General features: G+C 71.8%; 22 protein-coding genes and 3 tRNA genes. 7 read left to right on the plus strand and 18 right to left on the minus strand.

The window, feature by feature from the left end; translation table 11 throughout:
• Positions 1 to 125: 125 nt before the first annotated feature.
• The 5 genes from AC5WAM_RS16995 to AC5WAM_RS17015 all read right to left on the minus strand — a co-directional run bounded on the left by AC5WAM_RS16995 (position 126) and on the right by AC5WAM_RS17015 (position 1706).
• Complete coding sequence (locus tag AC5WAM_RS16995; protein ID WP_138961296.1) at positions 126 to 554, minus strand: MaoC family dehydratase; 429 nt, start codon at positions 552 to 554, stop codon at positions 126 to 128.
• A gap of 4 nt (positions 555 to 558) precedes the next feature.
• Positions 559 to 1017, minus strand: a complete 459-nt coding sequence (locus tag AC5WAM_RS17000; protein WP_138961295.1) for a MaoC family dehydratase N-terminal domain-containing protein — start codon at positions 1015 to 1017, stop codon at positions 559 to 561.
• A 243-nt stretch (positions 1018 to 1260) separates the two neighbouring features.
• Complete coding sequence (rpmG, locus tag AC5WAM_RS17005) at positions 1261 to 1425, minus strand: 50S ribosomal protein L33 (protein WP_003956487.1); 165 nt, start codon at positions 1423 to 1425, stop codon at positions 1261 to 1263.
• Positions 1426 to 1513: 88 nt separating this feature from the next.
• A tRNA-Met gene (locus AC5WAM_RS17010) sits at positions 1514 to 1586 on the minus strand.
• 47 nt (positions 1587 to 1633) lie between these two features.
• Positions 1634 to 1706, minus strand: a tRNA-Thr gene (locus tag AC5WAM_RS17015).
• 456 nt (positions 1707 to 2162) lie between these two features.
• On the opposite strand from AC5WAM_RS17015, the gene AC5WAM_RS17020 reads away from it, so the two are divergent.
• The gene (locus tag AC5WAM_RS17020) at positions 2163 to 3395 is read left to right on the plus strand and encodes an amidohydrolase family protein (RefSeq protein ID WP_495523046.1); all 1233 of its coding nucleotides are present in this window, start codon (positions 2163 to 2165) and stop codon (positions 3393 to 3395) included.
• Positions 3396 to 3474: 79 nt separating this feature from the next.
• Positions 3475 to 4131, plus strand: coding sequence for an SDR family oxidoreductase (locus AC5WAM_RS17025; protein ID WP_366789124.1), 657 nt, complete (start codon positions 3475 to 3477; stop codon positions 4129 to 4131).
• A 28-nt stretch (positions 4132 to 4159) separates the two neighbouring features.
• Here the strand turns inward: AC5WAM_RS17025 and AC5WAM_RS17030 are convergent, their stop codons facing one another.
• Positions 4160 to 4381, minus strand: coding sequence for a hypothetical protein (locus tag AC5WAM_RS17030; protein ID WP_138961292.1), 222 nt, complete (start codon positions 4379 to 4381; stop codon positions 4160 to 4162).
• A 297-nt stretch (positions 4382 to 4678) separates the two neighbouring features.
• Positions 4679 to 4760, minus strand: a tRNA-Tyr gene (locus AC5WAM_RS17035).
• 196 nt (positions 4761 to 4956) lie between these two features.
• Here AC5WAM_RS17035 and AC5WAM_RS17040 point away from each other — a divergent pair.
• Positions 4957 to 5445: a YajQ family cyclic di-GMP-binding protein gene (locus tag AC5WAM_RS17040; protein ID WP_495523047.1), complete on the plus strand. Its 489-nt coding sequence runs from the start codon at positions 4957 to 4959 to the stop codon at positions 5443 to 5445.
• 28 nt (positions 5446 to 5473) lie between these two features.
• Here AC5WAM_RS17040 and AC5WAM_RS17045 read toward each other — a convergent pair whose 3' ends face one another.
• The gene (locus tag AC5WAM_RS17045; protein WP_495523048.1) at positions 5474 to 6796 is read right to left on the minus strand and encodes a tyrosine-type recombinase/integrase; all 1323 of its coding nucleotides are present in this window, start codon (positions 6794 to 6796) and stop codon (positions 5474 to 5476) included.
• Positions 6789 to 7661: a helix-turn-helix domain-containing protein gene (locus tag AC5WAM_RS17050; protein ID WP_495523049.1), complete on the minus strand. Its 873-nt coding sequence runs from the start codon at positions 7659 to 7661 to the stop codon at positions 6789 to 6791. Before AC5WAM_RS17050 ends, AC5WAM_RS17045 begins: the two co-directional genes overlap by 8 nt.
• A gap of 94 nt (positions 7662 to 7755) precedes the next feature.
• On the opposite strand from AC5WAM_RS17050, the gene AC5WAM_RS17055 reads away from it, so the two are divergent.
• Genes AC5WAM_RS17055 through AC5WAM_RS17065 form a run of 3 tightly spaced genes read left to right on the plus strand, consistent with a single transcriptional unit; the run spans position 7756 to position 10603 of the window.
• Positions 7756 to 7977, plus strand: a complete 222-nt coding sequence (locus AC5WAM_RS17055; RefSeq protein ID WP_229862224.1) for a helix-turn-helix transcriptional regulator — start codon at positions 7756 to 7758, stop codon at positions 7975 to 7977.
• 14 nt (positions 7978 to 7991) lie between these two features.
• Positions 7992 to 9035 (plus strand): bifunctional DNA primase/polymerase, encoded by a 1044-nt coding sequence (locus AC5WAM_RS17060; protein ID WP_495523050.1) that lies wholly within the window; start codon positions 7992 to 7994, stop codon positions 9033 to 9035.
• On the plus strand, positions 9032 to 10603 hold the full coding sequence (locus AC5WAM_RS17065) for an AICE element replication initiation protein (protein WP_495523051.1): 1572 nt from the start codon (positions 9032 to 9034) through the stop codon (positions 10601 to 10603). Before AC5WAM_RS17060 ends, AC5WAM_RS17065 begins: the two co-directional genes overlap by 4 nt.
• Before the next feature lie 452 nt (positions 10604 to 11055).
• Here AC5WAM_RS17065 and AC5WAM_RS17070 read toward each other — a convergent pair whose 3' ends face one another.
• From AC5WAM_RS17070 to AC5WAM_RS17090, 5 genes are all read right to left on the minus strand, one after another.
• Positions 11056 to 11862, minus strand: coding sequence for a phosphotransferase family protein (locus AC5WAM_RS17070; protein WP_495523052.1), 807 nt, complete (start codon positions 11860 to 11862; stop codon positions 11056 to 11058).
• Between the two features lie 101 nt (positions 11863 to 11963).
• On the minus strand, positions 11964 to 12434 hold the full coding sequence (locus AC5WAM_RS17075; RefSeq protein WP_495523053.1) for a glycine-rich domain-containing protein: 471 nt from the start codon (positions 12432 to 12434) through the stop codon (positions 11964 to 11966).
• Between the two features lie 323 nt (positions 12435 to 12757).
• Positions 12758 to 13198, minus strand: coding sequence for a hypothetical protein (locus AC5WAM_RS17080; protein ID WP_495523054.1), 441 nt, complete (start codon positions 13196 to 13198; stop codon positions 12758 to 12760).
• A gap of 56 nt (positions 13199 to 13254) precedes the next feature.
• Positions 13255 to 14484, minus strand: coding sequence for a helix-turn-helix domain-containing protein (locus AC5WAM_RS17085; protein WP_495523055.1), 1230 nt, complete (start codon positions 14482 to 14484; stop codon positions 13255 to 13257).
• A 466-nt stretch (positions 14485 to 14950) separates the two neighbouring features.
• On the minus strand, positions 14951 to 15217 hold the full coding sequence (locus AC5WAM_RS17090; protein ID WP_242721098.1) for a GlsB/YeaQ/YmgE family stress response membrane protein: 267 nt from the start codon (positions 15215 to 15217) through the stop codon (positions 14951 to 14953).
• Positions 15218 to 15315: 98 nt separating this feature from the next.
• Between AC5WAM_RS17090 and AC5WAM_RS17095 the strand changes: the two genes are divergently transcribed.
• Positions 15316 to 16590, plus strand: coding sequence for an APC family permease (locus AC5WAM_RS17095; RefSeq protein ID WP_495523056.1), 1275 nt, complete (start codon positions 15316 to 15318; stop codon positions 16588 to 16590).
• A gap of 371 nt (positions 16591 to 16961) precedes the next feature.
• Here the strand turns inward: AC5WAM_RS17095 and AC5WAM_RS17100 are convergent, their stop codons facing one another.
• From AC5WAM_RS17100 to AC5WAM_RS17115, 4 genes are all read right to left on the minus strand, one after another.
• Complete coding sequence (locus AC5WAM_RS17100) at positions 16962 to 17399, minus strand: YccF domain-containing protein (RefSeq protein WP_138961289.1); 438 nt, start codon at positions 17397 to 17399, stop codon at positions 16962 to 16964.
• A complete protein-coding gene (gene htpX, locus AC5WAM_RS17105; protein ID WP_366789120.1) occupies positions 17396 to 18259 on the minus strand; it encodes a zinc metalloprotease HtpX in 864 nt (287 codons plus the stop codon). Before htpX ends, AC5WAM_RS17100 begins: the two co-directional genes overlap by 4 nt.
• Positions 18260 to 18441: 182 nt before the next feature.
• Positions 18442 to 20010, minus strand: coding sequence for an NADH-quinone oxidoreductase subunit N (locus AC5WAM_RS17110; protein ID WP_495523057.1), 1569 nt, complete (start codon positions 20008 to 20010; stop codon positions 18442 to 18444).
• A complete protein-coding gene (locus tag AC5WAM_RS17115; RefSeq protein WP_495523058.1) occupies positions 20007 to 21662 on the minus strand; it encodes an NADH-quinone oxidoreductase subunit M in 1656 nt (551 codons plus the stop codon). Before AC5WAM_RS17115 ends, AC5WAM_RS17110 begins: the two co-directional genes overlap by 4 nt.
• Between the last annotated feature and the right edge of the window lie 4 nt (positions 21663 to 21666).

The following is a 21666-nucleotide window of genomic DNA, read 5'->3' on the forward strand; positions in this document are numbered from 1 at the left end:
GCCTACTTCGTCGCCCTGCCCTCGTGACCTCGCGACCTGGTGGCCTCGCGGCCCGGTGGCTCGCGGTCCCGTGGCTCACGGCCCCGTGGCTCGCGGTCGCGGGCGGCCTCCTCGGGCCTCGAACCTCAGGCCAGCCGCACGACCGCGCGCGACATCCCGAGGACCTTCTGCCCGGCGCTGGTCGCCAGCAGGTCCACGCGGACCTTGTTGTCGTCGAGCTTGGCCGCGACCTTGGCGCTGACCTCGATCGTCGCGCCCTCGTCGTCGTTCGGGACCACGACGGGCTTGGTGAAGCGCACGCCGTACTCGACGACGGCGGCCGGGTCGCCGGTCCAGTCCGTCACGACGCGGATGGCCTCGGCCATGGTGAACATGCCGTGCGCGATGACGTCCGGCAGGCCGACCTCCACCGCGAACTTCTCGTTCCAGTGGATGGGGTTGAAGTCCCCGGAAGCGCCCGCGTACCGCACCAGCGTGGCGCGCGTCACGGGGAAGGTCTGGGCCGGCAGCTCCGTGCCGACCTCGACGTCGTCGTATGCGATCTTCTCTGCCATCGCCTTACGCCTCCTCGGTCCCGGCCGCGCGCGCGACGAGCTTGGTCCACGCGGTCACGACGTGCTCGCCCGCCTCGTCGTGGACCTCGCCGCGGATGTCCAGGATGTCGTTGCCCGCCATCGACTTGATCGCCTCGATGGTCGAGGTGACGGTGAGCCGGTCGCCCGCGTACACGGGGCGCGTGTACGCGAACTTCTGGTCGCCGTGCACGACGCGGCTGTAGTCGAGCCCCAGCTGCGGGTCCTCAATGACCTGGCCCGCGGCCTTGAACGTGATCGCGAACACAAAGGTCGGCGGGGCGATGACATCCCGGTGGCCGAGCGCCTTGGCGGCCTCCGGGTCGGCGTACGCCGGGTTGGCGTCGCCCACCGCGACCGCGAACTCGCGGATCTTCTCGCGGCCGACCTCGTACGGGTCGGTGGGCGGGTAGGTCCGCCCGACGAAGGACTGGTCGAGCGCCATGGCTCGGCACCTCCTGCAGCTGGGTTCCAATGAGCTCGGATTCTCGCGAGCCCGGTGCCGCCGGTGGCGCGCCCGCACGGAGCCGCAGACCGGGATACGGACTGGGCGAGAGATCGAGCAAGAGACGCTACCGGCGATCCGTAAAGACTGGGTCCACCAGATCTCTTCTGGATCTACTGGATCTACAAACGACTAGAGGCCGCCCCCGAAACAACGGGGACGGCCTCTAGTTCCAGCCTGTGTTTATCGCGTCTCGCGGTGCGCGGTGTGCGAGTTGCAACGCGGGCAGTGCTTCTTCATCTCAAGACGGTCCGGGTTGTTACGCCGGTTCTTCTTGGTGATGTAGTTCCGCTCCTTGCACTCCACGCAGGCCAGCGTGATCTTCGGGCGGACGTCGGTGGCAGCCACGTGAGTGCTCCTATGACGGACGGATGGACGGATGAACGCATAAAGAGTAGCCGATCGAAGGACCGACCCCGCAATCGGCTACTGTGTGTAGCGGTGACCGGACTTGAACCGGTGACACAGCGATTATGAGCCGCTTGCTCTACCGACTGAGCTACACCGCTGCGATGTGATGCAGCTCCTCGCCGAGGCGAGGAACCCTTCACATCAGAGCCCCAAAACGGAATCGAACCGTTGACCTTCTCCTTACCATGGAGACGCTCTACCGACTGAGCTATTGGGGCGAGCGATGAAGACATTACACGCTCGGCAGCCGTTCGCCCAAATCCGTTTCGCGAGGCCCGTCCGGGGTCATGCCAGGCGCCCCGATCGGCCCGTCCCGCACGCGTCGCAGCGCCTCGCGAGCCATCACCGCGCACGCGCGCCACACCGGTACGGGCACTCCCTGGCGCCACATCGGCACGTGGGCCCACCGACGCCGCACCGGCACACCTGAGCGCGCCCGCACCACGGCGGTACGACTCGGCACGGCGGCCGCACGGCTCCGCACCACGGCCGTACGACTCCGCACGACGGCCGTACGGCTCCGCACGACAGCGGTACGACACCCGCACCACAGCGGTACGACTATTGCGCTCCTCCGCGAAGCGGGGCCGCCGCCGTCCTAGGCTCGCCTCACGCTGCGTGATCTTGCGCGCCTCGAAGCCGCGTCCGCGCCGCCACCGAGCCCCAGGAGCGCGATGCCCGACAGTCAGCCGCAGCAGCCCCACTCCGCCGAGCCCGACGCCACGTCCGGGGCCCTGCTGCTCTGTGGCGCGCGGCTCGTGGACGGCAGGGCGGTGGACGTCCGGGTCGGCGCCGGGCGCATCGAGGCCGTCGGCACGGCGGGCAGCCTCAGCGCGCACGGCGCGCGCGTGGACCTGAGCGGCTTCCTGCTGCTGCCTGCCGCCGCCGAGCCGCACGCCCATGGCGACACGGCACTGTCCGCGCTCCGCGAGGGGCCTGTGTCGTGCGACGCGCAGGACGTCCAACGTCGTACCACCGAGGCGGCGTTGTTGCAGCTCGGGCACGGGGCGACGGCGCTGCGCGCGCACGTACGCGTGGGGGACGTGCAGGGGTTGGGCTCCCTGGAGGCGGTGCTCCAGGCGCGCCGGTCGCTGCGCGGGCTCGTCGACCTGTCCGTCGTCGCGGTGCCGCGGCTCCTGACGGGCGCGGCCGGGGCCGACGGGCTCGCGATGCTGCGGGACGCGGTGCGGATGGGGGCCTCCGTAGTGGGCGGTTGCCCGGATCTGGACCCCGATCCGACGGGGTACGCGGAGGCGGTGCTCGACCTCGCGGCGGAGTACGGCCGCCCTGTCGACCTGCACACGGACGGCGGCGACCCGGTGCGCCTCGGCCGGCTCGCCGCCGTGGCGGGGGGCCTGCGGCCCGGTGTGGCGGTCGGCCCCTGCGGCGGCTTGGGGCGGCTGCCCTCCGACGTGGCGGCGCGCGCGGCGGAGCAACTCGCGGCGGCCGGGGTGACGGTGGTGTGCCTGCCGCAGGGCGGCTGCGCGACGCTGCCGGGCGGTGTCGGCACGCCTCCGGTACGCCTGCTGCGGGCCGCCGGGGTGCGGGTGGCGGCGGGCAGCGGCGCGCTGCGCGACGTCGCGAACCCCGTGGGCCGCGGGGATCCGCTGGAGGCGGCGTACCTCCTGGCCTCGCGCGGCGGGCTGCGCCCCGATGAGGCGTACGCCGCGGTGAGTTCGGCCGCCCGTGCGGCCATGGGCCTGCCGCCGGTCAGGATCGAGGCGGGCTTCCCCGCCGAACTCCTCGCCGTGCGCGGCGACAGCCTCGAAGGCGCGCTGTCCTTGGCGTACAGCCGTGTGGTGGTGCATCGGGGGCGCGTGGTGGCACGGACGAGCGCGGTGCGCGAGTACTGCGACTCCGCGGCCGCGGTGGCGCTCGGTCTGCCGCGGCAGGGGCGGGGGGCGTGACGGCGTACGCCTGCGGGGACTGGGGCGTCGCGGGTGCTGTCCGAGGCCGAGCGGGCGGATCTGCCGTACCGTCGGAGGCATGCGCATTGTCATCGCTGGAGGCCATGGACAGATCGCCCTGCGTCTGGAGCGGCTGCTCGCCGCGCGCGGGGACGAAGCCGTTGGAATCATCCGCAATTCGGCGCACGAGTCGGACCTGCGGGACGCCGGTGCCGAGCCGGTGCTGTGCGACCTGGAGTCGGCGTCCGTCGAGGAGGTCGCGGGGCATCTGGAGGGCGCGGACGCGGTGGTGTTCGCCGCGGGCGCGGGCCCCGGAAGCGGCGCCGCCCGGAAGGACTCCGTGGACCGCGCGGCCGCCGTCCTGTTCGCGGACGCGGCGGAGCGGGCCGGTGTGCGGCGGTACGTGGTGGTGTCGTCGATGGGCGCGGACCCGCAGCACGCGGGGGACGAGATCTTCGACGCGTATCTGCGCGCCAAGGGCGAGGCCGACGCGGCCGTACGCGGCCGTGCGGCCCTCGACTGGACGATCCTGCGCCCGGGGATGCTCACGGACGACGCGGGCACGGGCCTCGTGCGCCTGGAGGCGTCGACGGGGCGCGGTCCCGTCCCTCGCGACGACGTGGCCGCGGTGCTCGCCGAGCTCCTGGAGACCCCGGCGACGGCGGGCCTGACCCTCGAACTGGTCAGCGGTTCCGTGCCGGTGTCGGTGGCGGTGAAGTCGGTCGCCGGGAACTGACCCGCACGCCGCCGAGCGCGGCCGGGGCTCAGAACAGGGGCAACTGCCCGGGAAATTCAGGCACTACGTAGCCGTCGAGCGCGGGCTGCGCGGCACCGATCTGGGCGTGCCGACGCGAGCCGGGGCACGAGACCAGGTCCTCCCCGCCGCGCGGCCCCGGCGGATCGTGCCGGGCGAACCGCCCGCCGACGACGGCGATTTCACGCCGACACTCCGGGCAGTGCCTGCGACGCGCTGAACTGGACGACATGTCACCAGTGTGCCCACGGCGCCCGCGTGCGTCGCGCACCCGCTTCCGCGTCGGCGCCACTCCGCCCGCGAAGGGGCAGCCGCTCCGGCGGCCGGGCCTCCCCCGCACGCCCCGGGGGCCTCGGCTAGCGGCACCGTGCGACCAGAGCACGGGCACGACCGGAACAATGTGAGGCAGATCACCCATTTTCGGTCTGCTTCTCGATGGGTGCAAGTGATCGCTGGATGCCCCTTCAGGGAAACGCAAAGACCCTCTCCGACCTGCGTAAACGTAGGTCGGAGAGGGTCTCTCTCAGCGTGGCGGCGCCAGGATTCGAACCTGGGAAGGCTGAGCCGGCAGATTTACAGTCTGCTCCCTTTGGCCGCTCGGGCACACCGCCGGGGTTGCTGCCTGGCCCCGCTCTCGCGGTGCTCCGTGGCAACGACGTAAACGATACCTGATGCCCAGGGGTGCTTCGCCACCCGATTGATCGGCACCCGGCGCGGGGGCAGTGGCTAGGCTTTGCGGATGCGGTCGGCGACTGAAGGCCGTGTACCCGCTGAGTACGCAGATACCGATACAAGGAGCCACAGGACATGGCCGACTCCAGTTTCGACATCGTCTCGAAGGTCGAGCGGCAGGAGGTCGACAACGCCCTCAACCAGACCGCCAAGGAGATCTCGCAGCGCTACGACTTCAAGGGCACGGGCGCCTCGATCTCGTGGTCCGGCGAGAAGATCCTGATGGAGGCGAACGGCGAGGACCGCGTGAAGGCGATCCTCGACGTGTTCCAGTCCAAGCTGATCAAGCGGGGCATCTCGCTGAAGTCGCTGGACGCGGGCGAGCCGCAGCTGTCCGGCAAGGAGTACAAGATCTTCGCGTCGATCGAGGAGGGCATCTCCCAGGACAACGCGAAGACGGTGGCGAAGATCATCCGCGACGAGGGCCCCAAGGGCATCAAGGCACAGGTGCAGGGCGAGGAGCTGCGCGTCAGCTCGAAGAGCCGTGACGACCTCCAGGCCGTGATCGCCCTCCTGAAGGGCAAGGACTTCGACTTCGCGCTGCAGTTCGTGAACTACCGGTAATCAACCGGTCTGACCTGCACGAACGCCGCTAGGCGGACTTCACAGGGCACAACGGGGGCACATCGCCGAGGACAGCCTCGACGGCGGCCCGCGTTGTGTCCTCGTCGTCTGGCCACAGGTGCGTGTACGTGTCGAGCGTGATCGACGGCTTGGAGTGGCCGAGGCGCTTCTGGACCGTCTTGACGTTCTCGCGGTGCTTGATCAGGAGCGAGGCGTAGAAGTGACGCAGGTCGTGCAGGCTGGCGCCCTTCGGGATGTCCACTCGGGCGGGTTCGCCGCCCTCGGGCTTGCCGCTGCGGACCCATGCCGCGTGCGCGGTGTCGTACGCCTCGGCCAGTGCCTTGTTCGCGTCGCGGTGCGACCTCCCCCAGACCTGCGACCAGGCCCCGCGACGTACCACCTCGCGGTACTGGTTCACGAACAGCAGGCGCGCCGTACGCTCGCGCGGCTTGCGGGGGTCGGTCCGGTCCTCGATCTCCACCTCGGGCGCGGGGAACTGCTCAAGGTGCGCGGCGAGCGCGTCCACCGCCGCCTTGGTGAGCGGCACCGTGCGGTAGCTCTCGTGCGTCTTGGGCTCGCCGAGGTACGGCACGCCGTCGTCGGGGTCGATGAGCTGCTGACGCACCTTCACTTCACGGCGCAGGAAGTCGACGCAGTCGACCTCTAGGCCGAACAGCTCCCCTTGGCGGAGCCCGGAGGACGCAGCGAGCAGGTACAGGGCGCGGAACCTCGGCGCCGCAGCGTCTATGAGCGCCCGCACCGCTCGCTCGTGCAGCGGCAGCACCTCGGGCTTCCGCTGGCGCGGTAACCGGATGCCGTCGCAGGGGTTGCTCGCGATGATCCGGTCCCGGACCGCCGTCCGCAGCGGCGTGATCAGGTAGGCGTACGTAACTTCCAGGGTCGACGGCGCGAGTACCTGCGCACGGTCCTTGATCCACGCCTGTACGTCCGACGCGCGGATGCTCGCGACGGGTCGGTCCCCGAAGGTCGGGTACACGTGGTTGCGCAGCCCTCGCTCGACGCGTGACGCCGTGGTGGAGCGGTGCACGGCCGAGGTGCGCCACCGCTCGGCAACGGCCCGGAAGCTCTCCTTGCCCGCTGCGGGGTCGACGTACAGCCCGCGGTCGAGGTCTGCCTTCACTGTGGCCGCGCGGGTCTCCGCGTCGGCCTTCTTGTCGAAGTTCTCCTTGCGCTGCTTCCCGCTCGCGTCACGCCAACGGACTTGCCAGCGCTTCCCCTGGCCGTGCTCGCCGCTCGGGATGAGCTTGCGCGTCTTGCTGGTGTGCTCGGCGCAGGGCTTGTCGTCCTTGCCCGCGCGGGACTTGTGCCATCTGTCGTAGACCTCAGCCATCCGTTTCCTTCCCCTGTCTCATCACCTTCAAGGGCCCGAGGTCCGCGGGGTCGAGCTGCTTCGACTCGCCGCGCCGCTCCTCGTACGCCCTCACGACGGGTTCCAGCTCGGCCAGGAGCGCACGGGTGATGTGGCCGCGCGCGGACTGGAGGGCCCGCTTCTCTTCTGGCAGTTCGCCGCGCTCGCGCAGGCGGGCCTCGCGCTCTGCGGCGAGGCCGTGTCCCCAGGTCTCGCGTGCGGCGTACGCGACGTAGTGCGGGGTGGTGCCGAGGCGCTTGGCTGCTTTGGTCTCGGCCTCATCCGGCTTGCCCTGGACGACGTGGCTGCCGGTGGCGCCTGTCGGCCAGGGGTCGCGCTCGGCCCGAGCCGCCGACCACTGGGCCACGCTCCGTACGACCTCGTCCCCGTCCAGGTCACTCCATCCCTTGAGGTGCCAGCCGCCCGGCGCACGCAGCGCGCGCGGGTGCGGGATGTAGTCGCCGCCGAGCACGCGGCGCAGCTCCCGCCCGTAGACGCGGACCTTGGGCGTGAGCCAGACGGTCTCCTCTTCCCGGATCACGTCGGCCAGCCGGACCCGGTAGACGAGGGGAAGCATCATCAACTCGGCAGCGGAGAGTGCCCGCTTGCCCTGCTCGATCTGCCGCACCGTGGGCCGGTGCCACGACAGGCCGTAGTGCCGCGCGTCCTGCGCGACGTCTTCCGCCGTGCGCTTCTGCTCCTCTCGCACCTCCTGCAACCGCTGCCCAAGCACCTCCCCGAACGGGCGTGCTTCCTCCAACTCCCGCGCCCAACGCTTCTGCGCGTCGTCGCCATCGGCCTCGGAGCCCTTGGTGAGGTCTCGCTCGTTGCCATCGCTTGCCGTCATGGAGCGCAACGATACCTTTCGCTGGACAGCAGTGCCAGGGATCACTAAATTTCGAGGGAACGAAATTCGTCCGCTTCAAATCGAAGGAGTGTCCTTGTCCAGCGCCCGCCTCCCCCAGCACCCCCAACCGGCTCGCCGGAAGCTCGCCACCGCCCGCGAACTCGCCGAGTACTGCGGCGTGCCGCTCGCCACCGTCTACCAGTGGAGCCACCGAGGGGGCGGCCCCCGCATGATCAAGGTCGGCCGCCACCTGCGCGCCAGATGGGAAGACGTCGAGCGGTGGCTCGACGAGCAGACCATCGACGGCGCCGCATGAGGGGCGGTGAACACGTGTCTCCGACCCCCAACCCGCTGGACGTCGCCCTGTGGCTGGCCTCGCAGGGCTACGCCGTGCACCCGCTCGCCCCAGGCGGGAAGAAGCCCGTACGCGGCTGCGACCGCTGCTCACGCGGCGACTCCGACCGCCCCAACCCCGCCTACGTCGAGCACGACAAGCACGCCTGCCCCTGCCACTCCGAGGGCCGCCCCTGCCACGGAGTGCTCGCCGCGACCACCGACGCCGACCGCATCACCGCCTGGTGGGCGAGCACGCCCGCCGCCGGGGTTGGCGTGGCCGCCGGGCCGTCGGGCCTGGTGATCCTCGACGTCGACTGTCACGGCAACGACGTGCCCACCGACCCCGAGCACTTACTGCCCGGGGTCGAGCTGCCCGCCGACATCGCCCCGGGCAGCGTCGCCGACGGCCGCGACGTCCTCGCCCTACTCGTCGAGGCACGCCGCGCCACGCTGCCCGGCTGCGCCCCGGAAACGCTGACTGTGCGCACGCCCTCGGGTGGACTGCACTACTGGTTCCGTGCGCCCGCCGGGACGCAGTGGCGTCCGCAGGCGGGGGCGCTCGGCTGGCAGCTCGACGTGCGCGCCGGGTCGTCGTACGCCGTCGCCCCGGGCACGGTCACCCGCGCTGGCGCGTACACCGCACTCGGGGACTGCCGCACGGCCGCCGATCTGCCTGTGTGGCTCGCCCGCGACCTCGACCGCACCGGGCACCGCGTACGCCCCCAACGGCCCCGCGTGGCCCTGCCCTGGCGCCCGCGTCGCACGGGCAGCGGGTACGTGGCCGCCGCCGTCGAGGACGAGCTGCGTGCCGTCGCCGAGGCACAGCCCGGTACCCGCAACAGCACCCTGAACCGCGCCGCGTTCGCCCTCGGCACCCTGTGCGGGGCGGGCCGCCTCGACCTCGACCGGGTCGCCGATGTCCTCGCCGAGGCTGCTCGGCACGTCGGGCTGCCCGAGCGCGAGGCCGCCGCTGCGATCCGCTCGGGACTGACCGCAGGCGAACGTCACCCGCGCACGCCTACCGGAGCCGCCGCGTGACCGAAGCCCTCGCGTTCGACCCAACGGCCGCCGCACGCAACCTCGTCCCGTTCCCCCGACAGGAAGCCGACGCGGAGCCGCAGCGTGCCCCGAAGCAGGAACGCCAGCCCCCGCAGGCCGAAGCCCTGCGCGTGCTCGGGCAGAACCGCTTCCGCTACCTGCACCACAACGGCGCCCCCTACGCCGTGCCGTACGACGGCCCGCCCGTCGCCGTGCCGCTGCGCGCCACCGCCCACAGCGGCACGGGCAGCCTGCGCCAACACCTCATCTGCGCCTACGTGTCCGAGTGCGACCGCACCCCCTCGCAGTCCGCGCTCGCCGACGCCCTCGCGGCCCTCGACGCGCTTGCCGGCCACGCCCCCCAAGTCGAGCTGCCCCTGCGCGTCGCTGCCGACCCCGACGACCCCGACGTGACGTGGCTCGACCTCGGCCGCCCCGACGGCGAGTCGGTGTGCCTCACCCCAGGCGGATGGGCGCTCGCTCACCCCGACCCCGAGACCGGGCCCGTATGGCGACGCACCAAGCTCGTGCGCCCCCTGCCGCGCCCGGACCGGGCCCCGGGCGGCTGGCGCGCGGGCATGGAGGAGTTCGCCGCGCTGCTGCCCTTCACCGCCGAGACGCTGCCGCTGGCCGTCGGCTGGCTGCTTGCCGCCCTGCGCCCGAGCATCCCGCGCCCCATCGCCTACCTCACCGGCGAGCAGGGCACGGGCAAGAGCACGTCGGGGCAGATGCTCGCCGGAGTCATCGAGGGCGCCCGCGCCCCGCTGCGCCAGGCGCCAGACAACCTGCGCGATCTGGGGCCGACCACCGCCGCCGAATGGGTCCTCGCCCTCGACAACCTCTCGGGCATGCCCGCGTGGCTGTCGGATGCCTTGTGCCGCATCGTCACGGGCGACGCGCAGGTGACGCGCGCCCTGTACACGGACGACGACGTGAACGTTCTGACGTACCAGCGGCCCGTTCTGCTGACCGGTATCGACCTCGGCGCCCTACGCAACGACCTCGCCGAGCGCATGCTGCCGCTCGAACTCCAACCCATCCCCCGCCACAAGCGGCGCACCGCAGCTGCCCTGTGGGCCTCGTACGAGCAGGCGCACCCCCGCATCCTCGGCGCCCTGCTCGACCTCGCCGCCGCCGTCTGGGCCGACCTCCCGCACGCCGCCGCCGAGTTGACCGAACGCCCCCGCCTCGCCGACTTTGCCGAGCTGCTGCACGCCCTCGACCGCGTCACCGGCTGGCACAGCCTCGACGCCTTCAACGGCTCGCAGGACGCCCTCAACGACGCCGTCCTCGACAGCCATCCGGTCGCCACCGCCCTGCGCGAGTGGACCACCTCGTACTCGTTTCCGCACCAGGGCTGGCAAGGAACCATGGCCGAACTGCACCACACCCTCAGCCGCGACGGCCGCGGCCTGGTCGACGGCTGGCCCAAGACCCCCGGCGTCCTCAGCGCCCGCATCCGCCAGGTCGCCCCTGCGCTGCGTGCCCGCGGTATTCACGTGGCTCGCGTCTCGGCCAGCAACAAGCACGGCAAGGTCTGGGCCGTCACCTGCGCCCCGCCGACGTGACCCGCCACCCGCCACCCAACGCGCCCCGGAACGGCACCCGCCGACCGGGGCGCCACTATGCCCGGGGGACGCACGGGGGACGTCCCGAGGACGACAGGGGACGCACCCCGCCGCCTGCCGCTTCCCCCACAGCGGCCCGCTTCACCGCAGGCACGCGCGCCTCACGTGCCGTGGGGGACGCGGGGGACGCTTCCCAACCCCTTCCCCTCTGTCTTCACCGGAGAAGGAAGGAGAGGGGCAGAGGGGAAGCCGGGAACAGCGTCCCCCGCGTCCCCGCCGTCCCCCGGCTACGCGAGGCGCGACCGGTCGCTCTCGCGCGCGGGCGCGCGAGCACTGCGGCCCGCTGGCAGCGGAACCGGTTCCGCCCCGCCCCGCGCGCGTGAAGGACGTACCGCCGCCGCGCGACCGGTCGCACCCCACCCACGCGCGCGCGAGGAACGGCGCCCGCCCCCTCATGCCCTAATCGGCCCGCGGTGGGAGGCCCACACCCGAGCCACTGCCGTGAGCGCGGCTCTGTGCGGAAGCGGGTCTGCGCGTTCCATGCTTTGCCACGCGGCAAGCACGGTGCGTGCGAACGTCCCGACGTCGGATGGGTCGGCATGTCGGTACGCAGGCACCTGCCGGGCGACGGTCTCGGCCTGCTCAGGGGTATGTCCGGCGGAGATGAGCCGCAAGACGGCGAACGCCGTGTCGGCCCACGCTGGAGCAGGACAAGCGAGGGCCCAATCCAACAGGCGCAGTCGGCCGTCGACGGTGACCAGCATGTTCAGTGGGGACATGTCCGTGTGCCCCAGGAAGCGCCCTTGCAGCCCGGCCGGAACGCCGTCGGGCAGGAACTCGACCCACCGCGTGTGAAGCGGCCTCTTCCGCAGGGCTTCGGGCCATGGCACCTCGGACACGGCGGCGAGCGTACGGACAAGCGAGCTGACGTCGGGCGAACCAGGCGAGAGGTCCGGGTGTCGGCCGTCGACGTACTCGTATCCGACGAGCAGCCACCCGGCTGCCTCGACCTCCCAGAGCACCCGGGGCGCGAGCGGGGCGTGCCGCGTCACCTGCGCCTCGTGCCGGTACACCCACGCCGACGGGTCGTCGAGCAGCGTGCCCTTCACGAACAGTCGTCCAGCGCGGGTGTGCACCGTGCAGGCGAGGCGGGACATCACCCCGTGGCTGGCCGTCTCGGCCCGCTCGACCTGTCCCGTATGGCTCTCGACGGCACGCCGTGCAGCGGGCGGCAGGTCATGCCATGAGATGCGGTCCACCCCGCGTTCCCTCCTCGGGCACGTCGGACAAACGGAGACCGGCCCCCGGTCCGGCCACAGAGTGGCACAGACCGGAGACCGGCGCGGGGATCTACCGAGCGTCAGACCGTCTTCGGGCTGTTCGGGCTGTCGCTGCAACTCGCGTGGCACTGCGAGCACTCAGCGAGTTTCAGCTCGGGCCAGAACTCCATGTCGATTTCGTACCCGGCGAACGTGATCGCGTCCACGGTGCGCTCGCGCAGGGCCATGCCGCCGCCGTGCTCGTCCTTGTCGAGGAAGCCCGGTTGGTGGTGCACGAACTTGCCGAACGCCTGCTCGCAGAAGTCCTGATACGCCTTGGTGTGAAGCAAGAAGGCGTGCCAGAAGTCGTCCACCAGGGGCGAGGGACTGAGCGGCCTGTCGGCGTGGGCGCTCGCCGCGACGAACGCGAGCATCTGCCCAACCCCGCGGTCAGCCTTCTCCTCGGTCAGTTCGGGGAACCTGCCGCGCATGTTGGCGACAAGGGTCGCCCGCAGATCAGCGCTGATCAGCCTCCGCGCGTCGATCGTGGCGCGCTCTTGGATGGTGGTCACGTTCCTTGCCTCCTTGGGTTGGTGGTGCAACGGACGTGGGTGGTACGCCTCCCCGGCCGTGCGCTGCGGCGCCATCCGGGGAAGCCCCCGCCCGCCGCGGGGCTGTCCGGTCACTCGGCGGGCGGGGAGTCCTTGTCGTCAGACGGACGGAGAGTCGGGCATGGAGAGCGCGGGTCCTGCCGCGTCGTGGCCGTCGAGGCTGTCGCTGATGAGGAAGCCAAGGCAGGAGAACCCTGCGGCCATTCCCAGGGCCCACAGCCACCCCAGGACACGCCCCAAGGGGTCAGCGCGAAGCGGTACGCGTGCGGACGCACGGTGCGCAGTCACTGCTCGGCCCCGTGCTTCCCGTTGCGCTGATCGATGAGGCGCCCGACCTGGTAGGCGCAAACCTCCATCTGATCAGGGGTGAGGATGAGCGTGGCCTCGCTTGCTCCGCCATCCTCGTAGTGAACCTGAACGGGCAGGGAGCCTTGTTGTGCACGCGAGTCGTAGACCGCATCGCGCCGTATCGGCGTGACGTGGGTGACCCGGGCGGGGACGGGGCGCAGGGTCGTGCCGTCGGCGGGGGCGGACCAGTCGTTGCCACCGCCGGGCGGGCGCAGGTGGTAGGTGCGCCGTTCCTCGTCGGGCAGGGCGACGACGACGCCGATCCGTCCGTCGCGGGCAGTGTCCCGGGCAAGGTCGCCGAGTCGAGGCAGGAAGGGGGCCGCTGCGCCTAACTCCCCACCCTGGGAAGGGAGATGAGGTGTTGGTCGTGGCGTCATGCCCCTGACGCTAGGAGCGCGTCAGGGGCTCAATATGAGGGCGAGGAATACGACCCTCATCCGTCCAGGTGGAAGCGGTCGGACATGCGGCGCAGCTTCTCGCGCGTGGCGGCGCGCTCGGCGTACACGATGCTCCGGAGCGTCGAGCGGGCAATGGGGTGGTTGCGTACAAGCTGCGGCGCGATCCGCTCGGCGGTCTCCAACTCGGCGAGCGCCGTGTCCCGGTTGCCGTCCCACAGCCACGCCCGGGCAAGGTCCATGTGGTGGTGCCCCTGGCGGGAGTTGGGCAGAGCCGCGACCAGCTCAGGGCTGGTGCGGCGGTTTATGGCGAGCGCCTTGGCCTGCTCCCCTGTCTCCAGGGCCACGCTGATCGCGTGAATCTGCACGTTGCCGGGCGAGAAGGTGACCGAGTGGCGGTCGTAGACCGGTGGCCCCTGGTAGTCGCGCATGCGGTCGGCGGCAGCGCGCGCGTGGCTGATGCGGTCGTCGGCCTCGGACGGCCGTCCCGCCCGCGCTGCCGATACGGCGGCTCGGAGCTGGAGCGAGCCCCACATGCGCAGGGCGAGCGGGCCGCCCCGGTCGTAGTCCTCCTGGAGGCTGGCGAGTGCCTTGTCGGACAGGGCGAGGGAGTCGGCCCAGTCTGCCGTTGCCCACATGTCCCAGACCCGCATCCAGTCGGCGAGCGAGGGCATGACGGGGTCGCCGGAGAGGCGAGCGGACCACGCGGCGCGCTCGGCGGCCATGGCGATCAGTTCGGCGTGGCCGAGGGCGTGCGCGGCAGTGTGGACGAACTTGCAGGCGACCGCGTAGACCGCGTACGCCTCTTCGCGCTCGTGCCCCGTGGTGGCCTCGGCGAGCGCGCGGGCCTCGCGCAGCAAGTCGGGCAGGACACGCAGGATCGCGACGTTGGCCGCAGCGTCCCGCAGGCGGTGCAAGCGGGTCATGTCCCGCCACAGCTCGCTCGACGGTCGAGGCGTGCCGTCGAATACGGGGGCAAGGTCATAGCGGCGCAGCTCCCGCATGATCGATGCCGCGGCCACCTGCCACTGGTTCTCGGCGGGACTGCTCGTGTACGGCCGCCCGATCAGGTCGTTGGGATGGACGTGCAACTCGGCGGCGATGGCGTTGAGGAGTCCCACGCGATCGAGTTCGATCTGCCCGCGCTCCATCTTGGATACCCATCCCTGGGTCTTCCCCAGTGCGGCGGCGAGGTCCGCCTGCGGCATCCCCAGGCGCAGGCGCGCCCGGCGTACGCGACGGCCGATCTCCTCGGCTTCCTCCAGCATCAGCGCACCCTCCAGACTGCGGCGGGCCCCATGCGCTCATGCCGTCGGCAGGGCGTTGGGGCACCATCCGTTCGGGCCTGTCCCTCAGCAAGGTACCCATGCCCGTGGCGGGGCGAGGAAGTACCCGTATCCCGGTCTCGCACTGCGGAACGCGGAGCACGCAGGATCGCGCCCCGAGGGCACACCCAGGGCACAAGGCCGAGAAAGGGCCCGGAAAGCGGCGGCAACTACTGGAGGTAGTTTCCGCAGCTCACGGGCCCTTTCGGGGCAAGCTCGCAGGTCAGACGATCACCCGGGAAGTTCGTGAACTACCGGTAGGTGGTCCAGCACGCGGTCGAGTCGTCCGCACGCCGTGGGACATGAGGGGGCGGGCACCCGGATCGGGTGCCCGCCCTTGCTGCTGGCTGCGGTCTGTGTGGGGAACGCGTAGGAGCCTCGTGGGGACGTCCGTGGCCGTCCGGCGGAGTCAGCGCCGGGAGTGGCCGAAGAGGATGCGGTAGGCGATGAGCAGGACGAGCGAGCCGCCGATGGCCGCCGTCCAGGTCGCGCCGTCGAAGAAGTGCTCGGCTATGGGCCGGTCGAGGAAGCGCGCGGAGATCCAGCCGCCCACGAAGGCGCCCGCGATGCCGATCACCGTTGTGCCGACGAAGCCGCCCGGGTCGCGGCCCGGGAGCAGGATCTTGGCGGTGGCACCGGCGAGGAGGCCCAGAATGATCCAGCTGATGACACCCATGCGGTGACCTGACCTTTCGTGCCTTTTCGTGCGTTGTTGTCCTGTGGGACGTCACCAGGGGCGGTGGCGGTTCCCTCGGGTCGCTAGGGTGCGGGCCCATGACAGGGCGGACGGGACGGCGGGGGCCTGGCGAGGCCGGTGAGCTGCGGCGGACCCTCGGGGTCCGCGACGCCGTGGTGATCGGGCTCGGCGCGATGGTGGGGGCCGGGATCTTCGCGATCCTCGGGCCCGCGGCCGACGCGGCCGGGTCGGGGCTGCTGATCGCGCTCGCGGTCGCCGCCGTGGTCGCGTACTGCAATGCCGTGGCCTCGGCCCGGCTCGCGGCGCGCTACCCCGAGTCCGGCGGGACGTACGTGTACGGGCGGGAGCGGCTCGGGGAGTTCTGGGGCTATCTGGCGGGCTGGGCGTTCGTCGTCGGCAAGACGGCCTCCTGCGCGGCCATGGCGCTGACGGTGGGGGCGTACGCGTGGCCCGGGCAGGCGCACGCCGTCGCAGTGGCCGCCGTGGTGGCCCTGACGGCTGTGAACTACCTGGGCGTGCGGAAGTCGCTGTGGCTGACCCGGGTGATCGTGGCCGGGGTGCTCGCGGTTCTCGTACTCGTCGTCGCGGTCTGTCTGGGCTCCGCGGAGGCCGAGGCGGGCCGCGTGGACGTGGGGCTCTCCGGCAGCGGCTTCGGCGGGGTCCTGGAGGGGGCGGGGCTGCTGTTCTTCGCCTTCGCCGGGTACGCGCGCGTGGCGACGCTGGGCGAGGAGGTACGCGATCCGGCGCGCACGATTCCGCGCGCGGTTCCGCTGGCCCTCGGCATCGCGCTCGCGGTGTACGCGTGCGTGGCCGTGGCGGTGCTCGCCGTGCTGGGGACGGGCGGGCTCGCGGAGGCTTCGGCTCCGCTGACGGACGCCGTACGGGCCGCGGGGGCGCCGGGCCTGGTGCCTGTGGTGCGGGTGGGGGCGGCCGTGGCGGCGCTCGGGTCGTTGCTGGCGCTGATCCTGGGCGTGTCGCGGACGACGCTGGCCATGGCGCGCGACCGCCATCTGCCGGGGGCGCTCGCCGCCGTGCACCCGCGCTTCCAGGTGCCGCACCGGGCGGAGCTCGCCGTGGGCGCGGTGGTGGCCCTGCTGGCCGCGACGGCGGACGTGCGCGGCGCGGTGGGCTTCTCGTCGTTCGGGGTGCTCGTGTACTACGCGATCGCCAACGCGTCGGCGTGGACGTTGAGTCGGGCGCCCCTCGCGCGCGTGGGGCCGGTGGTGGGCGCCACGGGGTGTGTGGTGCTGGCGTTCGCGCTGCCGGGGGTTTCGGTGGTGGCGGGTGCGGGGGTGGTGGCGGTGGGGGCCGTGGCCTACGGGGTGCGGCGGCGGATCGGGGGGCGGGGCTGACGTGGCGCCGGGGGCAGGTCCGGCGGGGCGTCAGTTCCCGGCGGGGGCAGGCGATCCTCTCCCGGCGGGGGGCCAGGCGGTCCTCGGCCGGGGCGGACGGCCCCCGGTTGGTGGTCGCAGCCGGTCCCCCGGCTGTGGGGCGCTTCCCTCGGCCATGGGGGCGCGGCCTCGTCCGTGAGTGAGCCCCTGCTGCCAGGGTGCGCCGCGCTGGGGGCTGCCGGTGCGCCGCGCTCGGGAAGGTACCGCAGGGCCTGGGCCCGGGCGCGCCTTCGCCGCCGGGCCTGGGCGCCTTCACCGCCGGGGCGCTGCCCCGTCCTCGCGAGCCCTCGGCCGGAACTACGCCTCTTCGAAGCGGTCCTCGCCGAAGCGGGTCACCACCCCTGGTTCTGCGGGTGTCCGGCGGGTGCCGGGCGTACCGACGCCGCGCCGAACGGCTCGTCCGTAGGCACGATTTCGCGGCCCAGGGGCATCAGGGAGATCGGGATCATCTTGAAGTTGGCGAGGCCCAGCGGGATGCCGATGATCGTGAGGCACAGCAGGACGCCGGTGATGATGTGGCCGATGGTCAGCCACCAGCCCGCGAGGATCAGCCACACCACGTTGCCGATCAGGGACGGGGCGCCCGCGTCGGACCGCTCGACGGCCTTGCGGCCGAAGGGCCACAGGGCGAAGAGGCCGATGCGGAAGGCGGCGAGGCCGAGCGGGATGCCGATGATCGTGATGCACAGGACCACGCCGGCGACCAGGTAGGCGAAGCACATCCACAGGCCGCACAGGACGAGCCAGATGAGGTTCAGGATTACTTTCATCGCGGGCGACCTGCCATCTTTTCGAGCCGGGCGATGCGCTCCGCCATCGGCGGGTGGGTGGAGAACATCTTCGACATACCCTGGCCCGGCCGGAACGGGTTCGCGATCATCATGTGACTCGCCGTTTCCAGCCGCGGCTCGGGAGGGAGCGGCAACTGCTTCGTACCGGCGTCGAGTTTACGCAAAGCGCTCGCGAGGGCCAGGGGGTCGCCGGTGAGCTGAGCGCCGGACGCGTCGGCCTCGTACTCCCTGGAGCGGCTGATGGCGAGCTGGATGATGGAGGCCGCCAGCGGGCCGAGCAGCATGATCAGGAGCATGCCGAAGATGCCGGGGCCCTCGTTGTCGTTCGACCGGCCGACGGGAATCAGCCAGGCGAAATTGACCAGAAACATGATGACCGAGGCGAGGGCGCCGGCGACCGAGGAGATCAGGATGTCCCGGTTGTAGACATGGCTCAGCTCGTGGCCGATGACGCCGCGCAGCTCGCGCTGGTCGAGGATGCGCAGGATGCCCTCCGTGCAGCAGACGGCGGCGTTGCGCGGATTGCGGCCCGTCGCGAAGGCGTTCGGCGCCTCGGTGGGCGAGATGTACAGCCGGGGCATGGGCTGGCGGGCCTGGGTGGAGAGCTCGCGCACCATGCGGTACAGCTCGGGGGCCTCGAATTCGCTGACCGGGCGGGCGCGCATGGCGCGCAGGGCCAGCTTGTCGCTGTTCCAGTACGCGTACGCGTTCGTCCCGATGGCTACGAAGAGCGCGACGATCAGGCCCGTACGCCCGAAGAAACTGCCGATGACGAGGATGAGTGCCGACAGTCCCCCGAGGAGTACGGCGGTTTTCAGCCCGTTGGTTCGGCGGTGCACGGTACGCCCTCCTGGTGGTGCGCGGGGGAACCCTCTGCTTGCTGGTCTTCCACTGTTCAGTGGACCCTCCCTTCCTGGTCAACGCCAGGCGGGAGGAGCTAGTTCCCTTGTGCGCGCCGGAGCCGCTGTGGGCCGCCCGGGTGACGCGGTCGTCTTCGGGGCGGAGCGGCTTCAGGAAGGCGTCAGAACGGGCTGGTCCCGGTGAACCTCAGGACGAGCTGGGGCGCTCCGGAGAGGGCGATTCCGAGCACCGCGGTCGCGGCGATGGCCGCGGTGAGCGGGGCGGGGACGCGGTGCCTGGCGGGCTCGCCCTCGGGGGCGCGGAACAGCAGCGCCGTCCACTGGAGGTAGTAGTACAGGGCGATCACCACGTTGACGGCCATGATCACGGCGAGCCAGCCGAGGCCCGCGTCGACGGCCGCCGAGAAGACGGTGACCTTCGCGAAGAGGCCGATGATGCCGGGGGGCAGGCCCGCGAGGCAGAGCAGGAAGAAGGCCAGGGTGAGGGCGGACAGCGGGCTCTTGGCGTACAGGCCCCGGTAGTCGCTGACCCGGTTCTTGCGCCGGGTGCGGCCGACGAGCGCGGCGACGGCGAAGGCCCCCAGGTTCACGACGGCGTACATCAGGGCGTAGGCGACGGTGGCGCCGACGGCGTCCGTGGGGGCGTCCTCGCCGCGCCCGTTGTCGAATCCGGCCGACGCGATGGGGACCAGGAGGTAGCCCGCCTGGGCGACCGACGACCAGGCGAGCAGCCGGACCGCGCTGTACGCGCGCGTGGCCTGCTGTCTGAGGGCGGCGACGTTGCCCGCCGTCATGGTGAGCGCGGCCAGTGCGGCGATGGCCGGGCCCCACACGTCGTCGTACGACCGGAAGCCGACGACGGTGACGAGGATGAGCCCGGTGAAGCCGACCGCCTTGCCGACGACCGAGAGGTACGCGGCGACGGGCAGGGGCGCGCCTACGTAGGCGTCGGGTACCCAGAAGTGGAACGGGACGGCCGCCACCTTGAAGGCGAATCCGACGAGGGTCAGCACGACACCGGCCTGGGCGAGCGTCTCCAGCTGCCCGTCGACCTGCCCGAGCTCCTCGTCCAGCTCGGTGAGGTAGAGGGTGCCCGTGGCCGCGTACACGAAGCTGACGCCCAGGAGGGTCACCGCGGTGGCGACCACCGAGGAGAGGAAGAACTTCAGGGCGGCCTCGGAGGACCGCTTGTCCCCGCGCTTGAGGCCGACCAGGGCGAAGGCGGGCAGGGAGGCGACTTCGAGGGCGACGACGAGCGTGGCCAGGTCGCGGGAGGCGGGCAGCAGGACGGCGCCCGCGACCGACGACAGGAGCAGGAACCAGAACTCCCCTTCGGGGAGCTCCCTCTTGGCGGCCCGCGCGTCCTTGAGGGTGCTCAGGGACAGCAGACCGGCGAGCAGTGCCCCGCCGAGGACGAGGAGCTGGATGGCGAGGGTGAACTCGTCGACCGTGTAGCTGCACACGGTGCCGCCCGTGCCGACCACGCAGAAGGTGTCGCGGTGGTGGGAGTCGGCGATCGGCAGCATGGAGAGCGCGGCGGCGGCCAGGCCCGCGAGGGAGATCCAGCCGAGGAGCGCCTTGCGGTGCTCCCCTACGAAGAGGTCGATCACGAGCACGGCGAGCGCGACGACGGCCGTGATGGTGGGCGGCAGGATCGCGGGCCAGTCGACGCTCTGGACGACGCCGGCCGCGCTCTCGACGAAGGCGCTGTCGGTGGGGGCCACGGTCACGACTTTCCTCCCGCGAGGAGCTGCTGCACGGCCGGGTCGGTGAGGCCGAGGAGGGCCGCGGGCCAGAGACCGGCGAGGACGGTGAGGGCGACGAGCGGGGTCCAGGCGGCGAACTCGTAGGCGTGGACGTCGGCGAGCCGGGGCGCGTCCGCTCCGGCGGCCGGGCCCATGCACACGCGGCGGACGACGATGAGCATGTACGCGGCCGTCAGGAGGGTGCCGAAGGCGGCGACCGCCATGAACGTGAGGTACGCCGGGCGGCTGAGGCCGTCGGCGGGCTTGAACGCGCCGAACAGCGCGAGCATCTCGCCCCAGAACCCGGCGAGGCCCGGCAGCCCGAGCGAGGCGACGGCCCCGAAGGCGAGCAGGCCGCCGAGGCGCGGGGCCTTGCCGTAGAGGGCGGCGCCGGACGGGAAGGGATCCGGCGCGGCGGAGCCGCTCGCTGAGGGGCGGTGGTCGGGCGACGGGCGGGTGAGGGCGTCGAGGTCGCTGGTGCCGGTGCGGTCCTTGAGGGCGCCGACGAGGAAGAACAGCAGGCCGGTGATCAGGCCGTGGGCGATGTTCGCGAACAGGGCGCCGTTCACGCCGGTCGGGCTCATCGTGGAGATGCCGAGCAGCACGAAGCCCATGTGGCCGACGGACGAGTACGCGATGAGGCGCTTGAGGTCGCCCTTCGCGCCGGGCCGCGCGAGCGCGAGGCAGGCGAGCGAGCCGTAGATGATCCCGACGACGGCGAACACGGCGAGGTAGGGCGCGAAGGTCCGCATGCCGTCCGGCGCGATCGGCAGCAGGATCCGGACGAACCCGTACGTACCCATCTTCAGCAGGACACCGGCCAGCAGGACCGAGCCGACGGTCGGGGCGGCGGTGTGGGCGTCCGGCAGCCAGCTGTGCAGCGGCCACATCGGCGTCTTGACCGCGAGCCCGATCCCGATCGCCAGAACGGCGATGACCTGCACGGACTTGGTGAGCCCGGGGTGATTGTCAGTGGCGAGTGCCACCATGTCGAACGTGCCGGACCTGAGACCGATGAGGAGGAGGCCGAGCAGCATCACGACGGAGCCGAGCAGCGTGTACAGGATGAACTTCCAGGCGGCCTGAGCGCGTTGGGCCCCGCCCCAGCGGGCGATGAGGAAGTACATCGGGATGAGGACCATCTCGAACGCGAGGAAGAACAGCAGCAGGTCGAGGACGGCGAAGGTCGCGAGGGTGCCGGACTCGAGCACGAGCACCAGCGCCACGAACGCCTTGGGTGACGGGTCCTCGGCCCGCGGCGTCGGCTGCTGATGCTGCTGCTTGAAGTAGCTGTACAGAGCGCAGAGGAAGGTCAGCAGCGCGGTCAGGACCAGAAGGGGGAGGGAGATGCCGTCGATGCCGAGGTGGATGCGCACGTCGAGCGCGGGGATCCAGCTGATGTCGGTCGTGGCCTGCATCTTCGACGGGTGGTCGTGGTCGAAGCCGAGGGCGAGGACGATCGCGGCGAGCAGGACCGCGCCGGTCACGGTCACGCCGTGGCGCAGCACGGCCTGGTCGGGCGACTTCCCCTTCAGCCCGGGCGGCGCCGGGAGGAGGGCGGCCACGGCGCCGACGAGCGGACCGACCACGATCAACGCGAGAAGGAACTGCATCACGGACTCACTGATACCGATCACTGCT

The organism is Streptomyces sp. JLYT201, from assembly GCF_059448825.1.

What these genes read in the sequence shown, in the direction of transcription:
- AC5WAM_RS16995 (WP_138961296.1), bottom strand. Translation starts at nt 554, where the DNA reads ATGGCAGAGAAGATCGCATACGACGACGTCGAGGTCGGCACGGAGCTG.
- AC5WAM_RS17000 (WP_138961295.1), bottom strand. Translation starts at nt 1,017, where the DNA reads ATGGCGCTCGACCAGTCCTTCGTCGGGCGGACCTACCCGCCCACCGAC.
- AC5WAM_RS17020 (WP_495523046.1), top strand. Translation starts at nt 2,163, where the DNA reads ATGCCCGACAGTCAGCCGCAGCAGCCCCACTCCGCCGAGCCCGACGCC.
- AC5WAM_RS17025 (WP_366789124.1), top strand. Translation starts at nt 3,475, where the DNA reads ATGCGCATTGTCATCGCTGGAGGCCATGGACAGATCGCCCTGCGTCTG.
- AC5WAM_RS17030 (WP_138961292.1), bottom strand. Translation starts at nt 4,381, where the DNA reads ATGTCGTCCAGTTCAGCGCGTCGCAGGCACTGCCCGGAGTGTCGGCGT.
- AC5WAM_RS17040 (WP_495523047.1), top strand. Translation starts at nt 4,957, where the DNA reads ATGGCCGACTCCAGTTTCGACATCGTCTCGAAGGTCGAGCGGCAGGAG.
- AC5WAM_RS17045 (WP_495523048.1), bottom strand. Translation starts at nt 6,796, where the DNA reads ATGGCTGAGGTCTACGACAGATGGCACAAGTCCCGCGCGGGCAAGGAC.
- AC5WAM_RS17050 (WP_495523049.1), bottom strand. Translation starts at nt 7,661, where the DNA reads ATGACGGCAAGCGATGGCAACGAGCGAGACCTCACCAAGGGCTCCGAG.
- AC5WAM_RS17080 (WP_495523054.1), bottom strand. Translation starts at nt 13,198, where the DNA reads ATGACGCCACGACCAACACCTCATCTCCCTTCCCAGGGTGGGGAGTTA.
- AC5WAM_RS17085 (WP_495523055.1), bottom strand. Translation starts at nt 14,484, where the DNA reads ATGCTGGAGGAAGCCGAGGAGATCGGCCGTCGCGTACGCCGGGCGCGC.
- AC5WAM_RS17090 (WP_242721098.1), bottom strand. Translation starts at nt 15,217, where the DNA reads ATGGGTGTCATCAGCTGGATCATTCTGGGCCTCCTCGCCGGTGCCACC.
- AC5WAM_RS17095 (WP_495523056.1), top strand. Translation starts at nt 15,316, where the DNA reads ATGACAGGGCGGACGGGACGGCGGGGGCCTGGCGAGGCCGGTGAGCTG.
- AC5WAM_RS17100 (WP_138961289.1), bottom strand. Translation starts at nt 17,399, where the DNA reads ATGAAAGTAATCCTGAACCTCATCTGGCTCGTCCTGTGCGGCCTGTGG.